This window comes from Pseudomonas sp. 5Vm1k, assembly GCF_056161485.1.
Genome location: NZ_JBSPCZ010000005.1, coordinates 404707 through 424417, shown reverse-complemented (window position 1 = coordinate 424417; position 19711 = coordinate 404707). Strand labels below are relative to the sequence as shown.

Sequence of the window (19711 nt, the reverse complement as noted above, 5' to 3'; positions counted from 1 at the left end):
GAGAAGTGATCATGCCCGCAGCAACTGCCGCAAGCCCTTGGTACAAGCATCTTTGGCCGTGGATCATCATCGGGATTCTGGCCTGCTCGGTCACCCTGACCCTGTCCATGGTGACCATCGCCGTGAAGAACCCGGATAACCTGGTCAACGACAACTACTACGAGGCCGGCAAAGGTATCAACCGCTCCCTGGACCGTGAACTGCTGGCGCAGACCCTGCAATTGCGCGCCAACGTGCATCTGGACGAACTGACCGGTGAAGTCGACCTGCGCCTGAGCGGCAACAGCCAGCCCAAAACCCTGGAGCTAAACCTGATCTCGCCGACCCAACCGGAGAAGGATCGCAAGATCACCCTGACCCGCAGTGAAACCGAACAGGGCCGCTACATCGGCCAGATGAGCGACCAGGTCGAAGGCCGTCGTTTTGTCGAATTGCTGGGTGTGCAGGACGACAAGACTTGGCGCATGTTCGAAGAAGAACAGGTCAGCCACGATAAAGATCTGCTGCTGGGCGATGAGCCGCTGCAAGGTGCGGAAGACCTGAAGAGACCGTAAATCCTGCAAAACCTGTAAACCTGTAGGAGCTGTCGAGTGAAACGAGGCTGCGATCTTTTGATCTTGCTTATTAAAAACAACATCAAAAGATCGCAGCCTCGTTTCACTCGACAGCTCCTACGGGTATGAGGCCATTCCGGAAGAAATAGATCCACATCATGACCACCCCAACCCCCTGCTACCACTGCGCCCTGCCCGTCCCGGCCGGCAGCCGCTTCACCGCCGTCGTCCTCGGTGAAACCCGCGAGCTCTGCTGCCCGGGTTGCCAGGCCGTGGCTGAAGCCATCGTGGCCGGAGGTCTGGAAAGTTATTACCAGCATCGCAGCGAAGCCTCGGCCAACCCCGAATCCTTGCCCGTGCAACTGGTGGACGAACTGGCGCTGTACGATCGCGCCGACGTGCAGCAACCTTTCGTTCGTCACGAAGGCGAACTCGCTGAAACCACACTGCTCATGGAAGGCATCAGCTGCGCCGCCTGCGGCTGGTTGATCGAGAAACACCTGCGCAGCTTGCCGGCGGTGGCCGAGGCGCGGCTGAACCTGTCCAACCATCGCTTGCATGTGCGCTGGGCCGACGCCCAATTGCCGCTGAGCCAGGTGCTCAGTGAGTTGCGCCACATCGGTTACGTCGCCCACCCCTATCAGGCCGACCGCGCCAGTGAACAACTGGCCAGCGAAAATCGCCTGGCCCTGCGCCAACTCGGCGTCGCCGGACTGCTGTGGTTCCAGGCGATGATGGCGACCATGGCCACTTGGCCGGAATTCAATATCGACCTCAGCCCGGAGCTGCACACCATCCTGCGCTGGGTTGCCTTGTTCCTCACCACACCCATCGTCTTCTACAGCTGCGCCCCCTTCTTCAAAGGCGCGATGCGCGACCTGCGCACCCGCCACCTGACCATGGACGTTTCGGTATCGCTAGCAATCGGCAGCGCGTATCTCGCCGGGATCTGGACCTCGATCACCGGGGTCGGCGAACTGTATTTCGATGCCGTCGGCATGTTCGCCCTTTTCCTGCTGGCCGGGCGTTACCTGGAACGTCGCGCCCGGGAACGTACCGCTGCCGCCACTGCCCAGTTGGTGAATCTGTTGCCCGCCTCCTGCCTGCGTTTGAGTGCCGATGGCCAGAGCGAGCGGATTCTGCTCAGCGAATTGCGCGTCGGCGATCACGTTCTGGTGCATCCCGGTGCAGTCCTTCCAGCTGACGGCAAGATCCTCGACGGCCAGTCGAGCATCGACGAGTCCCTGCTCACCGGCGAATACCTGCCGCAACCGCGCACGTTGGGCGATGCCGTTACCGCCGGCACCTTGAACGTTGAAGGTGCGTTGACCGTGGAAGTATTGGCGCTGGGTCACGACACGCGGCTATCCGCCATCGTCCGCCTGCTGGATCGTGCCCAGGCCGAAAAACCGCGCCTGGCGGAAATCGCCGACCGCGCCGCCCAATGGTTCCTGTTGCTGTCGCTGATCGCTGCCGCCGCCATCGGCCTGTTGTGGTGGGAACTGGATTCCTCAAGGGCGTTCTGGATCGTGCTAGCCATGCTCGTGGCGACCTGCCCGTGCGCTTTGTCCCTAGCCACGCCGACCGCACTGACCGCCGCCACTGGCACGTTGCACAAACTCGGTTTGCTGCTGACCCGCGGCCATGTGCTGGAAGGCCTGAATCAGATCGACACGGTGATTTTCGACAAGACCGGCACGCTGACTGAAGGTCGGCTGGCCCTGCGTTCGATTCGCCCACTCGGCTCACTCGGCAGCGATGAGTGCCTGAGTCTCGCAGCGGCGCTGGAAAACCGTTCCGAACACCCGATCGCCCGGGCATTCGGCCGAGCCCCTTTGGCCGCCGAAGAAGTCCTCAGTACGCCGGGGCTCGGTCTTGAAGGGTTGGTCGGTGAGCAACGCCTGCGCATCGGCCAGCCGGGATTTGTCTGCGAACTCAGTGGCGCCAGCGTACCGCTGATGCCCAATGAAGCCGGACAATGGCTGCTGCTCGGTGACAGCTTCGGGCCGTTGGCGTGGTTTGTCCTCGACGACCGCTTGCGCGCCGACGCCCCGGCCCTGCTCGCGGCGTGCAAGGCGCGTGGCTGGCGCACGCTGTTGCTGTCCGGCGACAGCTCGCCGATGGTCGCCAGCGTCGCCGCAGAATTGGGTATCGACGAGGCCCGTGGCGGCTTGCGTCCCGATGACAAGTTGCAAGTGCTGCAACAGCTGCACAAGGAAGGTCGCAAGGTATTGATGCTCGGCGACGGGGTCAACGACGTGCCGGTGCTGGCCGCCGCCGACATCAGCGTGGCCATGGGTTCGGCCACCGATCTGGCGAAAACCAGCGCCGATGCGGTGCTGCTGTCCAACCGCCTCGACGCCCTGGTGCAAGCCTTTAGCCTGGCGCGGCGTACCCGTCGGGTAATCATCGAGAACCTGCTGTGGGCCGGACTGTACAATGGCCTCATGTTGCCGTTCGCCGCCCTCGGCTGGATCACTCCGGTGTGGGCTGCGGTCGGCATGTCGATCAGTTCGTTGACCGTGGTGCTCAATGCCCTGCGCCTGACTCGCATGCCGAGCACGCCCAAGGCCAGCGCCACGCCAGAAACCCGCCCGCTGCCGGCCTGAGCCGCGCGGGCATGGAGTCTACCCATGCCAGCTCTTTACGTGATGATCCCGGCGGCGCTGCTGATCGTGGCCATCGCCGTCTACATCTTCTTCTGGGCGGTCGACAGCGGTCAGTACGACGACCTCGACGGCCCGGCCCACAGCATTCTGTTCGACGACCAGGACCCGAACCACACCGCGGCGGTCGATGAGGCCAGCGGTCATCCGGCCAAACCGGACGACAAGGCGCCACCCCATGCTTGAACTGGCACCACTGCTGGTGTCGGCGGTGATCCTCGGCCTGCTCGGCGGCGGGCATTGCCTGGGCATGTGCGGAGGTTTGATGGGCGCATTGACCCTGGCGATTCCCAAGGAGCAACGCAGCCGTCGCTTCCGCTTGCTGCTGGCCTATAACCTCGGGCGAATTCTCAGCTACGCCACCGCCGGCCTGCTGATCGGCCTGGCCGGCTGGGCGGTGGCCAACAGCCCGGCGGCAATGTTCATGCGCGTCATCGCCGGGTTGCTGCTGATCAGCATGGGCCTGTACCTGGCCGGTTGGTGGAGCGGTCTGACCCGCATCGAAAGCCTCGGTCGCGGCCTGTGGCGGCATATCCAGCCGATTGCGAACAAACTGCTGCCGGTGTCGAGCCTGCCTCGCGCGTTGCTGCTGGGCGCACTCTGGGGCTGGTTGCCGTGCGGGCTGGTTTACAGCACGTTGCTGTGGGCGGCGAGCCAGGGTAATGCGCTTGATAGTGCGTTGTTGATGTTGGCGTTTGGGCTGGGGACCTGGCCCGTTTTACTGGCCACGGGACTGGCGGCCGAGCGCGTCACGGCGTTGTTGCGCAAGCGCAGTGTGCGGATGAGTGGCGGGTTGTTGGTGATTTTGTTCGGGATCTGGACGTTACCGGGGCCGCATCAGCATTGGTTGATGGGGCACTGACCCTGTGGCGAGGGAGCTTGCTCCCGCTGGACTGCGCCGCAGTCCCATCTTTGGGGGTCGCTTCGCGCCCCAGCGGGAGCAAGCTCCCTCGCCACAAAAAGCCAACCATGGCCACCCATCACCGTTGATGCAAATCAAGATGCCCCAACGCCGCACCCCATAGACTCGCAGCCACTGCAAGCCTATCCGGGGGAACGCCCGCATGCTCGACGCCATTCGTTGGGATACCGATCTGATTCGCCGTTACGACCTGTCGGGGCCGCGCTATACCTCGTACCCGACCGCCGTGCAATTCAACAGCCAGGTCGGCACATTCGACCTGTTCCATGCCCTGCGCGACAGTCGTAAAGCGCTGCGGCCGCTGTCGCTGTATGTGCACGTGCCGTTCTGCGCGAACATTTGCTACTACTGCGCCTGCAACAAAGTCATCACCAAGGACCGCGGCCGCGCACTCCCTTACTTGCAGCGCCTGGAGCAGGAGATCCAGTTGATCGCCTGCCACCTGGACCCTGCGCAGAAAGTCGAGCAACTGCATTTCGGCGGCGGCACTCCGACCTTTCTCAGCCACGACGAACTGCGCCAGTTGATGGCCCAGTTGCGCAAGCATTTCAATCTGCTGGACGATGATTCCGGCGACTACGGCATCGAAATCGACCCTCGCGAAGCCGACTGGTCGACCATGGGCCTGCTGCGGGAGTTGGGTTTCAACCGGGTCAGCATCGGCCTGCAAGACCTCGACCCGGCGGTGCAACGGGCGGTCAATCGCCTGCAAAGCCTGGAAGAAACCCGCGCGGTGATTGATGCCGCGCGGACTTTGCAGTTTCGCTCGATCAACATCGATCTGATCTACGGTTTGCCGCGCCAGACGCCAGAGAACTTCGCGCGCACGGTGGATGAAGTCATCGCCCTGCAACCGGACCGGCTCTCGGTATTCAACTACGCGCACCTGCCGGAACGCTTCATGCCGCAACGGCGGATCAACAGCGCCGAACTGCCGACGCCGGCGCAGAAACTGGAGATGCTCCAGGGCACCATCGAACAGCTGACCAAGGCCGGTTATCGCTACATCGGCATGGATCACTTCGCCCTGCCAGATGACGAACTGGCGATTGCCCAGGAAGAATCGACCCTGCAGCGCAACTTCCAGGGTTACACCACCCACGGCCATTGCGACTTGATCGGCCTCGGGGTCTCGGCCATCAGCCAGATCGGCGACCTGTACTGCCAGAACAGCAGCGACTTGAACCTGTACCAAAACACCTTGGCCTCGGCGCAACTGGCCACCAATCGTGGCCTGTTATGCAATGCCGACGACCGCTTGCGGCGGGCGGTGATTCAGCAGTTGATCTGCAGTTTCAGCCTGGAATTCGCTGGAATCGAGAAAGCATTCAATATCGATTTCCGCGGCTACTTCAGCGAACTCTGGCCGCAGTTGCAGGCAATGGCCAAGGACGGCTTGATCGAACTGGACAGCGAGCGGATCACCGTATTGCCGGCGGGACGATTGCTGGTGCGCTCGGTGTGCATGGTCTTCGATGCTTACCTGGAGCAGCAAAATCGCCAGCGGTTTTCACGGGTGATCTAGGACTTCATGACCAGCGACGCCGCTTTGAGGATTTGCTCCGGCGTCAGGCCCGCCTGCTTCATCGCTTTACTGAGCGCGGTGTTGGCGGTGATCAGGCCACCGTTGAGGTTGTTGATGAACGCTTGCAAGGCGCCGAGCTTGGCCTTGATTTCTTCCGGGCTCAGACGTTTATCCCGCATCACTGCCTGCATCTCAGCCAGTTTTTCGGCGATCTGCTGCTGCAATTTGCGAATCATTTTCAGGATCTGCTGAATGTTTTCCGGCAAACCGCTTTCTTCGATGTCGCTGTTTTCACTCTTGGCCCCGGCGGCTTTTTCGATACCGGCCCCGGACAGTGAGACTCTGATGCCTTCGACTTTAGTCGCAGTGTCGACGCTCTGAGCCGTGACATCGGAGTCATCGACCGTCGAGAGTTTCGAGGTGTCGAGCAACGACAAGCCACTATTAGCCGTGCTCAGCGTGCCTATGGCGGACATAAATGCGGTTCCTTGCAGGCGATCAGTAGACAGGTTATCGGCCACCCGGTCCCACGCTTTACCGGCCTGCGGCAAAATCGCCGCGCGCTGGCCTGAATGTCCTCCCGTGAGTTACCCTTACGGCTTATGTGTGTTTTCCCACAAGGATTTAAGAAATGTCCGAGCCAGTCAAACTGCGCGCTCACAGCCAGGCCCATTGCAAGGATTGCAGCCTGGCCCCCCTCTGCTTGCCACTTTCTCTGAATCTGGAAGACATGGATGCGCTGGACGAAATCGTTAAACGTGGTCGCCCGCTGAAAAAAGGCGAGTTCCTGTTCCGCCAGGGCGACACGTTCGATTCCGTTTATGCAGTACGCTCCGGCGCCCTGAAGACCTTCAGCCTCAGCGATGGCGGCGAAGAACAGCTCACCGGTTTCCACCTGCCGAGCGAACTGGTCGGCCTGTCGGGCATGGACACTGAAAAGCACCCGGTGTCGGCACAAGCGCTGGAAACGACCTCGGTCTGCGAAATCCCTTTCGAACGTCTCGACGAACTGGCCCTGCAACTGCCGCAACTGCGCCGTCAGTTGATGCGGGTGATGAGCCGCGAGATTCGCGACGATCAGCAAATGATGTTGCTGCTGTCGAAGAAAACCGCCGACGAGCGCATCGCTACGTTCCTGGTCAACCTGTCCGCACGCTTTCGCGCGCGCGGTTTCTCGGCCAACCAGTTCCGCCTGAGCATGTCGCGCAACGAAATCGGCAACTACCTGGGCCTGGCGGTGGAAACCGTGTCCCGGGTGTTCACCCGCTTCCAGCAAAACGAACTGATCGCCGCCGAGGGCAAGGAAATCCATATCCTCGACCCGATTCAGTTGTGCGCCCTCGCTGGTGGTTCTCTCGACTGACTAGTGCAATTGCGGCTGAGCGAAACGGTTCAGCCGCCGTTATACTGCGACGTTTGCAGCCCTGCCAGGACAACTCGACGATGGTCTTCGACTCCTTCGACATCAAATCCCTGATCCGCCCCGTGATCGACTTTCCCAAGCCGGGCGTAATCTTTCGCGACATCACCCCGCTGTTCCAATCGCCCACGGCCCTGCGCCTGGTGATGGACACCTTCGCCCATCGTTACGTCGAGGCCGACTTCACCCACATCGGCGCGATGGATGCCCGTGGCTTCCTGATCGGCTCGGTGTTGGCGTATCAGTTGAACAAGCCGCTGGTGCTGTTCCGCAAGCAAGGCAAACTGCCGGCGGACGTGCTGGCCGAAGGTTACGCGACCGAGTACGGCGAAGCCTTCCTGGAAGTGCATGCCGACAGCCTGTGCGAGGGCGATTCGGTGGTGATGTTCGATGACCTGATTGCCACCGGCGGCACGCTGATCGCGGCGGCGAATCTGATTCGACGCATGGGTGCGCGGGTACATGAAGCGGCGGCGATTATTGATCTGCCGGAGCTGGGTGGGTCGCAGCGGTTGGAAGATATGGGGATTCCTACCTTTTGCCTGACGCAGTTTGCGTTGAGCGAACGGTAAACATCAAAAGATCGCAGCCTTCGGCAGCTCCTACAGGGTGTACGCCATCCCAACGTAGGAGCCGCCGAAGGCTGCGATCTTTTGCTCTTAAAGCCCCATCTGCTTGCTGATAATCTCGTTCATCACTTCCCGCGTCCCGCCGCCAATCGACAGAATCCGGTTATCCCGATACAGCCGCTCCACCAGACTCTCGCGCATATAGCCCAACCCGCCCAGAATCTGCACCGCATCCGTGGTGATGCGATCCGCCGTGTCAGTGGCAAAATTCTTCGCCATGGATATCTCCTTGATCACGCTCTGCCCCGCCGCCATTTTTGCCGCCTGGCGGTAAGTGAACTCCCGTGACACCTCCAGTGCCGTGGCCATTTCGGCGAGGCGATGCTTGAGCACCTGGAACTTGCCGATCGGTTTACCGAAGGCCTCACGCTGACGCGCCCACTTCAGGCTTTCTTCAAGGGCAAGCTGCGCGGTCATGTTGGCCATCAGCGCCAGGGCCAGGCGTTCGCTCTGGAAGTTGCCCATGATGCAGGCGAAGCCCATGTTTTCGGTGCCGATCAGATTGCCTACGGGCACAAGGCAATTGTCGAAGAACAATTCGGCGGTGTCCGATGCCCACCAGCCCATTTTCTTCAGCTGTCGACCGACGGTGAAGCCGGGGGTGCCCTTCTCGATCAATAACAGGCTGATGCCGCCAAACCCCGGCTCGCCGGTGCGCACCGCCACGGTGTAGAAATCCGCACGCACGCCGCTGGTGATAAAGGTTTTGCTGCCGTGGACCCGATAGAAGTCGCCGTCGCGCACGGCGCGGGTTTGCAGGTTGGCCACATCGGAACCGCCGCTGGGTTCGGTGATGGCCAGGGCACTGATTTTCTCGCCGGCCAACACCTGTGGCACTACCCGATCACGGACCTCGGGCCGCGCCCACTTGAGGATTGGCGGCAGGCCGATGTCCAGCGAACCGAGGCCCGCCACCAACCCGCCAGAGCCACAACGCATCAGCTCTTCGCTAGCGGCGACCTTGGCGAACAGGTCACCTTCGTGGCTGCCGCCCAGGGCTTCGGGGTAACCGATGCCCAGGATGCCGGCGGCACCGGCCTTGAGGTAGAGCTCCCGGGGAAAGCTTTCGGCTTCTTCCCACTCATCGATGCCCGGCAGGATCTCGCGCTCGACGAAACGCCTGACGCTGTCGCGGACCAATTGGTGGCTGGGGTCGAAGTATTCCTGAAAGGCAGGCATCGGCGAACTCCACTGAAGGGTTGCGCGACGTTAACCGAGCGCTTGCTTGGTTTTCAACTGGATTGTGTGAATCAGGTGGACCGTAGTGCGGCCATTCGCGAGCAAGCCCGCTCCCACAGGGGATCTGCGATGCATACAAATCCAATGTGGGAGCGGGCTTGCTCGCGAAGGCGTCGGTTCAAACGCTACAAAGCGATCGGCTTACGCCCCGCAAACGAATGCGCCAACGTGCCGCCATCCACCAATTCCAGCTCGCCACCCAACGGCACGCCATGGGCGATACGCGAGGCGACCAGGCCTTTGTTGCTGAGCAACTGGGCGATGTAATGCGCCGTGGCTTCACCTTCCACCGTCGGGTTGGTGGCCAGGATGACTTCGGCAAACGTGCCGGCTTCTTCAATTCGCGCGAGCAATTGCGGAATGCCGATAGCCTCTGGCCCGAGGCCGTCGAGCGGCGATAAATGTCCTTTGAGCACAAAGTAGCGACCACGGAAACCGGTCTGCTCTACGGCATAGACATCCATCGGCCCTTCCACCACGCACAGCAAGGTGTCGTCACGCCGGGTGTCGGCGCATTGCGGGCAGAGGTCGTCTTCGGTCAGCGTGCGGCACAAGCGGCAGTGACCGACCCCTTCCATCGCCTGGCTCAGGGCCAGGGCCAGACGCGAGCCGCCGCTGCGATCGCGCTCGAGCAGTTGCAACGCCATGCGCTGGGCGGTTTTCTGACCCACGCCCGGCAACGTTCGCAGGGCATCGATCAGTTGGCGAATCAGAGGGCTGAAGCTCATGGGGAAAAGTCCGACAAAACAACGAGACGCGGTTTATACCCGCGCCTCTGGCCAGCGTCAAATACTCAGTCCTGGGCGACCCGCACCACCAGTTTGCCGAAGTTGCGTCCTTCCAGCAGACCAATGAATGCCTCGGGTGCCAGCTCCAGGCCATCAACGATGTCCTCGCGGAACTTCACTTTGCCGTCACGCACCCACGGCGTCATGGCGCTGACAAACTCCGGCTGACGATCTGCGTAGTCATCGAAGACGATAAAGCCCTGGATGCGCGCACGCTTGGTCAGCAAGGCACGCTGCAATTGCGGCAGACGATCCGGCCCGCTCGGTGCTTCATGGGCGTTGTACGAAGCAATCAGGCCACAGAGCGGAATCCGCGCCTTGGGGTTGAGCAACGGCATGATCGCATCAAAGACTTTGCCGCCGACGTTCTCGAAATAGATGTCGACGCCTTTTGGGCACGCCAGCGCCAGGTCATTGGCGAAGTCCGGGCTCTTGTGGTCGATACAGGCGTCGAAGCCCAGCTCCTCGACCACGTAGCGGCATTTGTCGGCACCACCGGCCACACCTACCACCCGCAGGCCTTTGATCTTGGCCACCTGGCCGACCACCGAACCCACGGCACCCGACGCGGCGGCGACCACCAGGGTTTCCCCGGCCTTGGGCTGGCCAATGTCCATCAGGCCCATGTAGGCCGTCATGCCCGGCATGCCCAGCACGCCTAGTGCCATCGATGGGCTCGGCAGCCCCGACGGGATCGGGATGATGTTGCGGCCATCGCTGATGCTGTGGCTCTGCCAGCCCGTGGAGCCGACCACCAGATCACCTTCCTGAAATTTAGGATTCAGCGAACGCTCGACCCGGCTGACAGCGCCACCGGTCATCACTTCGTCGATTTCCACCGGCGCAGCGTAGGACGGCGCGTCACTCATGCGACCGCGCATGTAGGGATCGAGGGACAGGTAGAGAGTTTTGAGCAACACCTGACCGTCGGCCAGGTCCGGCAGCGCCACGCGCTCCAGGCGGAAATTCTCCGGGGTCGGCGCGCCCACCGGGCGGGACACCAGGACGATGCGTTGGTTGAGGGTCAATGCTTGCGGCATGTGAGCGTCTCCTTTGATCGGTGAATTCAGCGGTATAGGGAGCAGACCTTCGCGGCGGTATGGCGTTCGATGTTTATGCCTTTCATTGTGGCGAGGGAGCTTGCTCCCGTTGGACTGCGCAGCAGTCCCCTGCGTCTTCGGGCACAGAGGGGCCGCTTCGCTGCCCAGCGGGAGCAAGCTCCCTCGCCACAAAAGCGAGCCTATCCCTAACCACCAGAAACAAAAATGCCAGGCGCAATGCCTGGCATTTTTTTGTAGCCCATCCAACGCGCCTTGGCGAATCAGAATGGCAGTTTCATACCCGGTGGCAGTTGCATGCCAGCGGTCACGCTGCCCATTTTGTCCTGGCTGTTGGCTTCGATCTTGCGCACGGCATCGTTGACGGCGGCGGCGAACACGGCCTCCAGCATCTCTTTGTCGTCTTCGCTCAGGCCTTCTACCAGGCTTGGGTCGATGGTCACGCGCTTGACGTCGTGACGACCAGTCATTACCACGGTGACCATATCGCCACCGGCCTTACCGGTGACTTCGGCGTTGGCCAGTTCTTCCTGCATCTTGGCCATTTTTTCCTGCATCTGCTGCGCCTGCTTCATCAGGCCGGCCATGCCACCTTTCATCATGGTAATCACCTCAAAGTACTTGGATAAAAACGGCGCCCGGCCAATGTAGCCGAACGCTTTCAGTTATTAGCCCTGACTGACCAGGGCTTCGACAGGTTCAATAGTATCGTTACGCACTACCGCACCGAACTGTTCCATCATTTGCTGGATGAACGGATCGCCGTGGATCGACTCCTCGGCCTCGCGCTGACGGTTCACACGACGACGGGACGCGGCCTGGGCCGGGGTTTCCTGCTCGGGCTTGATCAGCTCCATGGTCAGGGTCAGCGTACGCCCGTGAAACTGGTTCAACGCATCGTTGAGACGACGTTGCTGGGTCGCGTTGAACAAGGCGCTGTGGGCCGGGTCCAGGTGCAACAGCCAGTTGTCGCCATCGACCGCGATCAACGTGCAGTTGGCGGCGATGCTGCCGGTCATACCGGAGATCGGCAGTTGCGGGAACAGCTCCAGCCATTGCAGCGCCAGGCCGGTGGCCGGCATGGCAGCCGGCTCTGGCTCGGGCTCCGGGGTCGGCTCGGCGGTGTGCTCGCTGGCCAGTTCGTCGAGGTAGCTGTAGGCCGAGTCGATGTCCGGCTCGATGTAATCCTCGTCCAGCGGCGGCTCGTCATCCAGATCGATACCCGGCGTGGCGGCGTCGACTTCGGCCACGGACGGCTCGGGAATCGGCGCAGCGGCCCATTCAGGCGCGTCCGGCACCACGCTGTCAGGCGTGGGCATCGGCATCGGTGGCAATTCAGGTTGTTCGCTGGCGGTTTCCAGTACGGGCTCGACCGCTGCCTGCTGAACGACTTCGGGTTCAATCGGGTCATTCCACGGCAGATCGACGACGGCTTCGACCGCCACGGCTTCAACAACAGGTTCGGGCGCGACCACTGGCGCAACCGGCTCAGGTTCAGGCTCGGGCTCAGGGGCCGGCGCAACAACAGGTGCAGGCACAATCGGGGCAACTGCCGCAGGGGCTACCGGCGCAACTTTAGGCGCGGTAGCCACTGAATTTGCGGAATCAACTGTGGCCTGGCTGATCCCCACTGGCTTTAGCGGTTGCCTCGGGGCGTCCGCCGTATCCGCAGGCCTGAAGGCCAGCATGCGCAGCAGGACCATTTCGAAGCCGCCGCGTGGGTCGGGTGCCAGCGGCAGGTCGCGGCGTCCGATCAAACCCATCTGGTAATAAAACTGCACGTCTTCGGCCGGTAACGCCTGGGCCAGTGCCAACACCCGATCACGATCGCCGTGACCGTTGTCGACGCCTTCAGGCAAAGCCTGGGCGATGGCGACACGGTGCAGCACGTTGAGAATTTCCGAGAGCACGCCGTTCCAGTCCGGGCCTTGCTCGGCCAGATGACGAACGGCTTCGAGCAACGCCTTGGCGTCGCCCTCGATCAGCGAATGCAGGACATCAAACACCTGGCCATGATCCAGCGTACCGAGCATCGCCCGCACGTCGGCGGCCATGACCTTGCCTTCACCGAAGGCGATGGCCTGGTCGGTCAGACTCATGGCATCGCGCATCGACCCGTCGGCGGCGCGACCGAGCAACCACAGTGCATCGTCTTCGAACGGCACCTGTTCGACACCCAGCACGTGGGTCAAATGCTCGACCACACGCTCCGGGGTCATGTTCTTCAGGGAGAACTGCAGGCACCGGGAAAGAATCGTTGCCGGAAGTTTCTGCGGATCGGTGGTCGCAAGGATGAACTTGACGTACGGCGGCGGCTCTTCGAGGGTTTTCAACAGCGCATTGAAGGAATGGCTGGAGAGCATGTGCACTTCGTCGATCAGGTAGACCTTGAAGCGCCCGCGGCTCGGGGCGTACTGCACGTTGTCGAGCAGCTCGCGGGTATCTTCGACCTTGGTCCGGCTCGCGGCGTCGATCTCGATCAGGTCGACAAAACGGCCTTCATCGATCTCGCGACACACCGAACACTCGCCGCACGGCGTCGAAGTGATACCTGTTTCACAGTTCAGGCATTTGGCGATGATTCGTGCAATGGTGGTCTTGCCGACACCACGCGTACCGGTAAACAGGTAGGCGTGGTGCAGCCGCTGGCTGTCCAAGGCATTGATCAGAGCCTTGAGCACATGGGTCTGGCCGACCATTTCGCGGAACGAGCGCGGACGCCATTTACGTGCAAGAACCTGATAACTCATCGAAAACCGTCGCAACTAAGGAACAGAAGCGGCTAATGCTAGCGGAGCAGGCCCGAAATTGCATCCGGTGTGCTCGTCTAATCTGGCTAAGCTGCACTTTGGGGGGCTATTTTCGGCTCGGGGTTCACCAGTACCGGAGCGTTTATGCGGTTGGCCTTGGGGGCTTTGTTGTGGATCAGCCTGAACGTTGCCGCCGCCGACGCGCCGGTGCGCTTCGTGATGGCCGACAGTTGGGCCATGCCGATGGTGCAACTGGACCGGGGTCGACCGACCCAGGGCATCCTTTACGACATCATGCTCAGCCTCGCCACCCAGGTCGGGGTACCGGCCGAATTTCATGTGTTGCCCCGGGCGCGGGTGCAGAACGCCATGGAACACGGTGAAGTCGATGTGCGCTGCTATGCCGCACAGTCGTGGCTGCCGAACCAGTCAGGTGATTACATCTGGAGCATTCCGCTGTTTCTGCAGCGAGACCTGCTGGTCAGCCGGCAAGGCCCGCCCGCGTCGATTGTCCCGACCAATCTGAAACATGAGACCGTCGGCACGGTGCTCGGCTACATCTATCCGACGCTGCAACCGCTGTTCGACGCAGGACAGTTGGAGCGCGAAGACGCACGCAATCAGGAACAGGTGCTGGATAAGCTCCTGGTCGGGCGCTATCGCTACGCCGTCAGCAATCAGTGGACCCTGGACTGGTTCAACCAGCGACTGATGCCCGGTCGGCAGTTGCAAGCGGTGGCCGTGCTGCAAGAGCAGAATGTCGGTTGCTACGTGCGCAACGATCCGAACGTGCCCGTGCAGCGAATTTTGCGCACGTTGTTGCGGATGAAAATGTCAGGGGAGATTGATGACATTATTGGGCTCTACACGGGCGCGGAACCCAATACGCCTTGAGCAACACCGAAACCCTGTGGAAGCGGGCTTGCTCGCGAAGGCAGTGTGTCATTCAGCAATGATGTGAACTGATAGACCGCATTCGCGAGCAAGCCCGCTCCCACAAGGGGATTGAGTGTAGGCATAAAGCTTCAGCCAACCTGATCCAGCACCTGCCACTCCACTGGCGCAACAAACCCGGCGACCCAGCCCGGCACCTCGGCGGGCGGCATCGGCCTGGCGATGAAATAGCCTTGGGCCACTTCGCAGCCCAGCTCCAGCAGCAGTCTTCCATGCTCGATACTTTCCAGCCCTTCGGCGATCACCTGTCGGCCAAACGCCCGGGCCAGACCGATCACTGCAGTGGTCAGGGCCAGATCGTCACGATCGTGAAGAATGTCGCGCACAAAGGATTTATCGATCTTGATCGTTTGCGTGCGCAGGCGCTTGAGGTAGCTCAGGGACGAGTAACCGGTGCCGAAATCCCCCAGTGAAAACTGCACCCCCAGCGCCTGGCAGGCCTGCAAACACGCGCTGACATGCTGGATATTCTCGACGGCCACCGACTCGACGATTTCCAGGTCCAGCAGTTGCGGGGAAACCTGGGCATGGCGCGCCAGCACCTGCCTGAGCCGCTCGACGAAATCCGCTCGCTGGAAGTGTCGCGCCGCGATGTTAATGCTGATCGGCCAGCCCTGCCCCTCCTGCTGCCAGCGATGCAACTGCGACAAGACCTGTTCCATCACCCATTCGCCAATGTCGATGATCAGGTCGGTCTCCTCCACTATCGGCAGGAAATCTCGCGGCGGCACCAGACCGTTTTGTGGGTGCTGCCAACGCAACAACGCCTCGAAACCGACGACCTCACCCCGGCGCATGTTCACCTTGGGCTGAAAATACAGGCGCAACTCGCCGGCAACCAGCGCCTGGCGAACACGCTCGACCGTCTGGTGTGTGGCTTTGACTTCCTGATCCCGGGACACATCGAACAGGTGAAAACGGTTACGTCCGCGCTGCTTGGCCACGTACATCGCCTGATCGGCGTGGCGCAACAGGGTTTCGGCATCTTCGTTGTCGTACGGGAACAGGGTCACGCCAATGCTGGCGAACACATTGACGTCCTTGCCGTGCAGCGAATACGGCGCCGAGATCGCCCCCAGCACCCGATTCAGTGCCGCGCGCAGTTCCGGCATATCCCGCACGTAACGCAACACCAGCACAAACTCGTCACCGGCCAGCCGCGCCACCACATCTTCGCCGCGCACAATCGTGCGCAAACGCTTGGCCACTTCCACCAGCAATAGATCGCCGCTGGCATGACCGTAGCCGTCGTTGACGGCCTTGAAGCCATCGAGGTCGAGCATGCAGACCGCCAGCGGGATGTTTTCCTTGCGGGAGAACTCCAGCGCCTGATCCAACAGGTCCGAGAGAAACGCGCGATTGGGCAGGCCAGTCAGCACATCATGTCCGACCCGCCATTGCAGGGAATGCAGCAGTTGGCGTTTTTCACTGATGTCGAAGCGAATCGACAGGTAGCGATCAATTCGTCCCGTGACATCGTTCAGCACCGGCACCATGGTGCTGTCGACCCAATACAGGCTGCCATCCTTGGCGCGATTGCAGATCTCGCCTTTCCAGACGCTGCCCAGGGCGATAGTGCGCCACAGGGTGGCGAAGAAATCGGCGGAATGCAGGCCGGAATTGAGCAGACGATGGTTCTGCCCGATCAGCTCCTCGCGGCTATAGCCGGAGATGGCGCAGAACTGGTCATTGACGTAAGTGATGCGGCCGCTCAGATCCGTTTCGGAAAAAATGGCGGCGGCGTCCACGGCCCTGCGGTATTTCTCATCCATGAGTCAGGCTCGCTGTCGCTAGCGGTGGTACCGCTCGACCAGCACACAATGCCCGGAAGAGTTGTTTTGAGACGGACTGCGTAGAGACACGTGATCCCTCCATGGACAGCAGTTGATGGCCCCGGGACAGCCGAAGATCAACTAGGCTCAAAGGCCTCGGTGAAAATGGAAAAAGCGATCCAGATAACATTTTGCAAGGCATCCGGGCCACTCATGGCTCTCCGCACACCCGGCATTGGAACGCAACGCCGGCTGTTTCATATAGCCTCAACTTATGAACGCAGGTCACCAAATGCCCCCATTGAGCGGCGATTCTACGAAATACATCACATTTTGCAAAGCAAGGTGATGGATCATGCGGTTGCCTAATGCAAAAATCTATCGTTAAGTTCTTGATTCTAAATGGGAATTGAGCGATGCAAATTTCAAGTTTGGGTCCGGCCATCCGACGCTATCGCAAGGTCGCGGGGCTTACTCAGGCTGAACTCGGCGAAAAAACCGGTTTTGACCCCAAAACCATCAGCCGCTTCGAAACCGGCACCTATACCCCCAGCGTGGACGCATTGTTCCTGCTTGCCGATGTGCTGGGCGTGAAGCTGAAAGCGTTTTTCGCCGATTTGGGCGATGAAGACGAACAGCGGGCGTACCTGTTCAGCGTCATACACAAAGCCACCTCAAAGGATCTGGGAAAGCTGATCGCTGCGGTTGACCAGGCCTTGTCCAAGCCTTAGTGCCAGTAATAAAAAGGCAGATCTGTCGAATAGACCGATCTGCCTTTTGCTTATCCGGGCGTCAGAAACAGTCTCGAAGAACGTGCACGGATAATGGCCATCCGATATCCTTGCGCGAAATTAATTCAAAATGTAAAGGAATACGATGAAACACCTCCGTCCGTTCTTGATGGCCGCGCTGCTGTGCGCGCTGCATAACCCCGCACAAGCAGCCACCACGCCCCCGCCAGAATCCGCTGAAGCTGCCCAAGTGGAGCAAACGCCCGAGCAGTTTCTCGCCTCCCTGAAGAAACAGCACGGCACCATTACCCTGCCCTCCGGCATTGCGACGATGAAGCTCAACGACGAGTTTTATTACCTGAACCCCAAAGACACCGAACGCTTGCTGACCGAAGGCTGGGGCAACCCACCGGGCACCGAGACGCTGGGCATGATCATCCCGACCGGCGTGAACCCACTGACCGCCAGCGGTTGGGGCGTGATCGTCAGCTATAGCGAAGACGGGCACATTTCTGACGAGGATGCGGCAAAAATCGACTACGCCGACCTGCTTAAGCAAATGCAGGAAGAGGACGAGGACGACAATAAAGAACGTCAGAAGCAAGGCTATGCCGGCCTGCACTTGCTGGGCTGGGCCGAGCAACCGCATTACGACGGAGCCAGCCACAAAATGTATTGGGCACGGGAACTGAAATCCGATGACGCCAAGGACAGCACCCTGAACTACAGCATTCGGGTACTGGGCCGTAAAGGCGTACTGGAACTGAACGCCGTTGCCGCCATGACGGACCTGCCGATGGTCAAGAAAGAACTGCCGAAAGTCATCGCCTTCACCAACTTCACCGACGGCAACCTCTACACCGACTACAGCCCAGCCACCGATAAACTGGCGTCTTATGGTCTGGCGGCCTTGGTGGGTGGCGGCTTGGCGGCCAAGGCCGGGTTGTTTGCCAAGATCGGCATCTTCCTGCTGGCGGCAAAGAAGTTCCTGATCGTCGGACTGGTGGTGATCGCAGGCTTTGTGCGCAAGCTGTTCAGCCGTAAAAAGGCTTAAGGCCTTGTCCTTCTGCGCTGCTGGTTGACGCTGGCAGCGCAGGATTCGCAAACGGCAGGCACAACAAAGCCGCCGCATGACAACGCAGCAGACAAATCAAACATTAGGGATTTTAAAACGAAGCGTTTCGGAGGATGTTGCGCGCGCAAGCCTCGAATCTGAGGACTTGGCGTTATGGAGGCAACCCCACCAGCCACACCCCGGCACACAATGTTCCCGCTGTGGCTGCTTCCTTCCGGATCTGACCAGGTTCACGGGTAATCGTTGCGGGGGGACCGATGGGGTCACCATAACGACGCTCACCTGACGGCGAACGGCGCCATTGTACCTATCTGAGTCGAAGTTACAACCGTTCGATCCAGATTAAAAATATGAGTAGCGTCAAGGACATGCAGTGCGCCCGAAAAGATCGCAGCCTGCGGCAGTTCCTACATGGATCGGCGTGCCCCCGTAGGAGCTGCCGCAGGCTGCGATCCTTTGATCTTACTGAGCCAACACCTCATCCGCCTTGCCGCCTTCCTGCTGGATCACCAGGTGGATAAAGTGCAGCTTGGCGATCACTGCTGGCGGCAGGACGAACGGATAGAAATCCGGTTGCCCCATGCTTCGCGACAACTCATTGAGCATGCCAGCCAGTTCGATCCACGCATTGACGAACGACAGGAACGCCGCACCGCCGGGATGCTGCGGATCGTAGAGTGTGCTGGACGGGAATGGCTGGTAATCGAAATCCATTTCCCGTGCGCTCATGCCGAAACCCAGCGCGGTGTCCACCGCGTCCATCATGTGCAGGTAGTGCGCCCAGGTTTCGGCCCAGTCTTCCCACGGGTGCATCGTCGCGTAGGCGCTGACGTAATGCTGCTGCCAGTCCAGTGGCGCGCCCTGCTGATAGTGCCGCTCAAGGGCATCGGCGTAGCTGGCTCGCTCGTCGCCGAACAGGCCACGAAACGGTTCGAGCCAGTGGCTGTTGGCGATCAGTCGATCCCAGTAGTAATGGCCGACTTCATGCCGAAAATGCCCGAGCAACGTGCGATACGGTTCGTGCATCTGTACCCGGATCTGTTCACGGTGAGCGTCGTCGGCTTCCTTGATATCGAGGGTGATCAGGCCGTTGGCGTGACCGGTGGTGGGCGGTTTGCCTTCCAGGTCGACGCCGATGAAGTCGAACGCCAGGCCGGTTTCTTCGTTCACGGTCTTGGGGATCACCTGCAAGCCGAGACTGACCAGTTGCGCGATCAAGCGACGCTTGGCCGTTTCAACCTTGCGCCAGCGTTCAGGATTTTCGGGAATCGAGAGATCAGGAATGGTGTGGTTCAGACTGCAAGCAATGCATAGCGCGTCGTGGTCGTTGGCCGGCAGCAGCCAGTTGCAGGCGGCCGGCGAGTCAAGATTGGCGCAACGGCGAAACACACCGGCCTCAGGATCGGCGTCGAGCAGCCAGGTGTCTGTTTGCGGACCAGATTGCAGGGATGACAAGCGACTCTGTTCCGGCTGATAGCCCAGCGCCGCCGAACAGGCCAGGCACTGGCTGTTGCGAAAGAACAGCGACTGCCCGCAACGGCACTGCCAGACCTTGCTGTTGCGCGAACTCTCGCCGATGAAGGGCGCGGCGATGCGGGAACTGAGCTGTTCGAAGAAACGGTACATGG

Annotated in this window: 18 protein-coding genes and 1 other RNA gene; 10 read left to right on the top strand and 9 right to left on the bottom strand. The window is 60.7% G+C overall.

What is annotated here, in order from left to right; genetic code table 11:
* Nucleotides 1-11: 11 nt before the first annotated feature.
* The 5 genes from ACWIKB_RS13350 to hemN all read left to right on the top strand — a co-directional run bounded on the left by ACWIKB_RS13350 (nucleotide 12) and on the right by hemN (nucleotide 5667).
* Nucleotides 12-554, top strand: coding sequence for a FixH family protein (locus ACWIKB_RS13350; RefSeq protein ID WP_475267346.1), 543 nt, complete (start codon nucleotides 12-14; stop codon nucleotides 552-554).
* A 158-nt stretch (nucleotides 555-712) separates the two neighbouring features.
* On the top strand, nucleotides 713-3163 hold the full coding sequence (locus ACWIKB_RS13345; RefSeq protein ID WP_475267344.1) for a heavy metal translocating P-type ATPase: 2451 nt from the start codon (nucleotides 713-715) through the stop codon (nucleotides 3161-3163).
* A gap of 24 nt (nucleotides 3164-3187) precedes the next feature.
* Nucleotides 3188-3406, top strand: coding sequence for a cbb3-type cytochrome oxidase assembly protein CcoS (ccoS, locus tag ACWIKB_RS13340; RefSeq protein WP_047531427.1), 219 nt, complete (start codon nucleotides 3188-3190; stop codon nucleotides 3404-3406).
* Nucleotides 3399-4082 carry a sulfite exporter TauE/SafE family protein gene (locus tag ACWIKB_RS13335; RefSeq protein WP_475267343.1) on the top strand — a complete coding sequence of 228 codons (684 nt, stop codon included), beginning with the start codon at nucleotides 3399-3401 and terminating at the stop codon, nucleotides 4080-4082. Before ccoS ends, ACWIKB_RS13335 begins: the two co-directional genes overlap by 8 nt.
* A gap of 202 nt (nucleotides 4083-4284) precedes the next feature.
* A complete protein-coding gene (gene hemN, locus ACWIKB_RS13330; protein WP_475267342.1) occupies nucleotides 4285-5667 on the top strand; it encodes an oxygen-independent coproporphyrinogen III oxidase in 1383 nt (460 codons plus the stop codon).
* On the opposite strand, the gene ACWIKB_RS13325 is transcribed toward hemN, so the two are convergent.
* Nucleotides 5664-6143: a hypothetical protein gene (locus ACWIKB_RS13325; protein WP_475267340.1), complete on the bottom strand. Its 480-nt coding sequence runs from the start codon at nucleotides 6141-6143 to the stop codon at nucleotides 5664-5666. The genes hemN and ACWIKB_RS13325 overlap by 4 nt on opposite strands.
* 155 nt (nucleotides 6144-6298) lie before the next feature.
* Here ACWIKB_RS13325 and fnr point away from each other — a divergent pair, with 155 nt between their 5' ends.
* Nucleotides 6299-7030, top strand: coding sequence for a fumarate/nitrate reduction transcriptional regulator Fnr (gene fnr / locus ACWIKB_RS13320; RefSeq protein WP_123512190.1), 732 nt, complete (start codon nucleotides 6299-6301; stop codon nucleotides 7028-7030).
* Between the two features lie 80 nt (nucleotides 7031-7110).
* Nucleotides 7111-7659, top strand: coding sequence for an adenine phosphoribosyltransferase (locus ACWIKB_RS13315; RefSeq protein ID WP_475267338.1), 549 nt, complete (start codon nucleotides 7111-7113; stop codon nucleotides 7657-7659).
* Between the two features lie 87 nt (nucleotides 7660-7746).
* Here ACWIKB_RS13315 and ACWIKB_RS13310 read toward each other — a convergent pair whose 3' ends face one another.
* The 5 genes from ACWIKB_RS13310 to dnaX form a co-directional block, all read right to left on the bottom strand.
* Nucleotides 7747-8895 carry an acyl-CoA dehydrogenase family protein gene (locus tag ACWIKB_RS13310; RefSeq protein ID WP_475267336.1) on the bottom strand — a complete coding sequence of 383 codons (1149 nt, stop codon included), beginning with the start codon at nucleotides 8893-8895 and terminating at the stop codon, nucleotides 7747-7749.
* A gap of 185 nt (nucleotides 8896-9080) precedes the next feature.
* Nucleotides 9081-9683 (bottom strand): recombination mediator RecR, encoded by a 603-nt coding sequence (recR, locus tag ACWIKB_RS13305; RefSeq protein WP_475267335.1) that lies wholly within the window; start codon nucleotides 9681-9683, stop codon nucleotides 9081-9083.
* Nucleotides 9684-9748: 65 nt separating this feature from the next.
* A complete protein-coding gene (locus ACWIKB_RS13300) occupies nucleotides 9749-10783 on the bottom strand; it encodes an NADP-dependent oxidoreductase (RefSeq protein WP_475267334.1) in 1035 nt (344 codons plus the stop codon).
* A 281-nt stretch (nucleotides 10784-11064) separates the two neighbouring features.
* A complete protein-coding gene (locus ACWIKB_RS13295) occupies nucleotides 11065-11403 on the bottom strand; it encodes a YbaB/EbfC family nucleoid-associated protein (RefSeq protein ID WP_123403312.1) in 339 nt (112 codons plus the stop codon).
* A 66-nt stretch (nucleotides 11404-11469) separates the two neighbouring features.
* Nucleotides 11470-13551 (bottom strand): DNA polymerase III subunit gamma/tau, encoded by a 2082-nt coding sequence (gene dnaX, locus ACWIKB_RS13290; RefSeq protein WP_475267333.1) that lies wholly within the window; start codon nucleotides 13549-13551, stop codon nucleotides 11470-11472.
* A 144-nt stretch (nucleotides 13552-13695) separates the two neighbouring features.
* Between dnaX and ACWIKB_RS13285 the strand changes: the two genes are divergently transcribed.
* Nucleotides 13696-14445 carry a substrate-binding periplasmic protein gene (locus ACWIKB_RS13285; RefSeq protein WP_475267332.1) on the top strand — a complete coding sequence of 250 codons (750 nt, stop codon included), beginning with the start codon at nucleotides 13696-13698 and terminating at the stop codon, nucleotides 14443-14445.
* A gap of 131 nt (nucleotides 14446-14576) precedes the next feature.
* Here the strand turns inward: ACWIKB_RS13285 and ACWIKB_RS13280 are convergent, their stop codons facing one another.
* Nucleotides 14577-16277, bottom strand: coding sequence for a putative bifunctional diguanylate cyclase/phosphodiesterase (locus ACWIKB_RS13280; RefSeq protein WP_475267331.1), 1701 nt, complete (start codon nucleotides 16275-16277; stop codon nucleotides 14577-14579).
* A gap of 416 nt (nucleotides 16278-16693) precedes the next feature.
* Between ACWIKB_RS13280 and ACWIKB_RS13275 the strand changes: the two genes are divergently transcribed.
* Together ACWIKB_RS13275 and ACWIKB_RS13270 are read left to right on the top strand one after the other, a co-directional pair.
* Complete coding sequence (locus ACWIKB_RS13275) at nucleotides 16694-17008, top strand: helix-turn-helix domain-containing protein (protein WP_475267330.1); 315 nt, start codon at nucleotides 16694-16696, stop codon at nucleotides 17006-17008.
* Between the two features lie 145 nt (nucleotides 17009-17153).
* Nucleotides 17154-18062: a DUF2167 domain-containing protein gene (locus ACWIKB_RS13270; protein ID WP_475267329.1), complete on the top strand. Its 909-nt coding sequence runs from the start codon at nucleotides 17154-17156 to the stop codon at nucleotides 18060-18062.
* Between the two features lie 184 nt (nucleotides 18063-18246).
* Here the strand turns inward: ACWIKB_RS13270 and ffs are convergent.
* Nucleotides 18247-18343: signal recognition particle sRNA small type (gene ffs / locus ACWIKB_RS13265), an RNA gene on the bottom strand.
* A 202-nt stretch (nucleotides 18344-18545) separates the two neighbouring features.
* Nucleotides 18546-19709, bottom strand: coding sequence for a zinc-binding metallopeptidase family protein (locus ACWIKB_RS13260; protein WP_475267327.1), 1164 nt, complete (start codon nucleotides 19707-19709; stop codon nucleotides 18546-18548).
* Nucleotides 19710-19711: the final 2 nt, after the last annotated feature.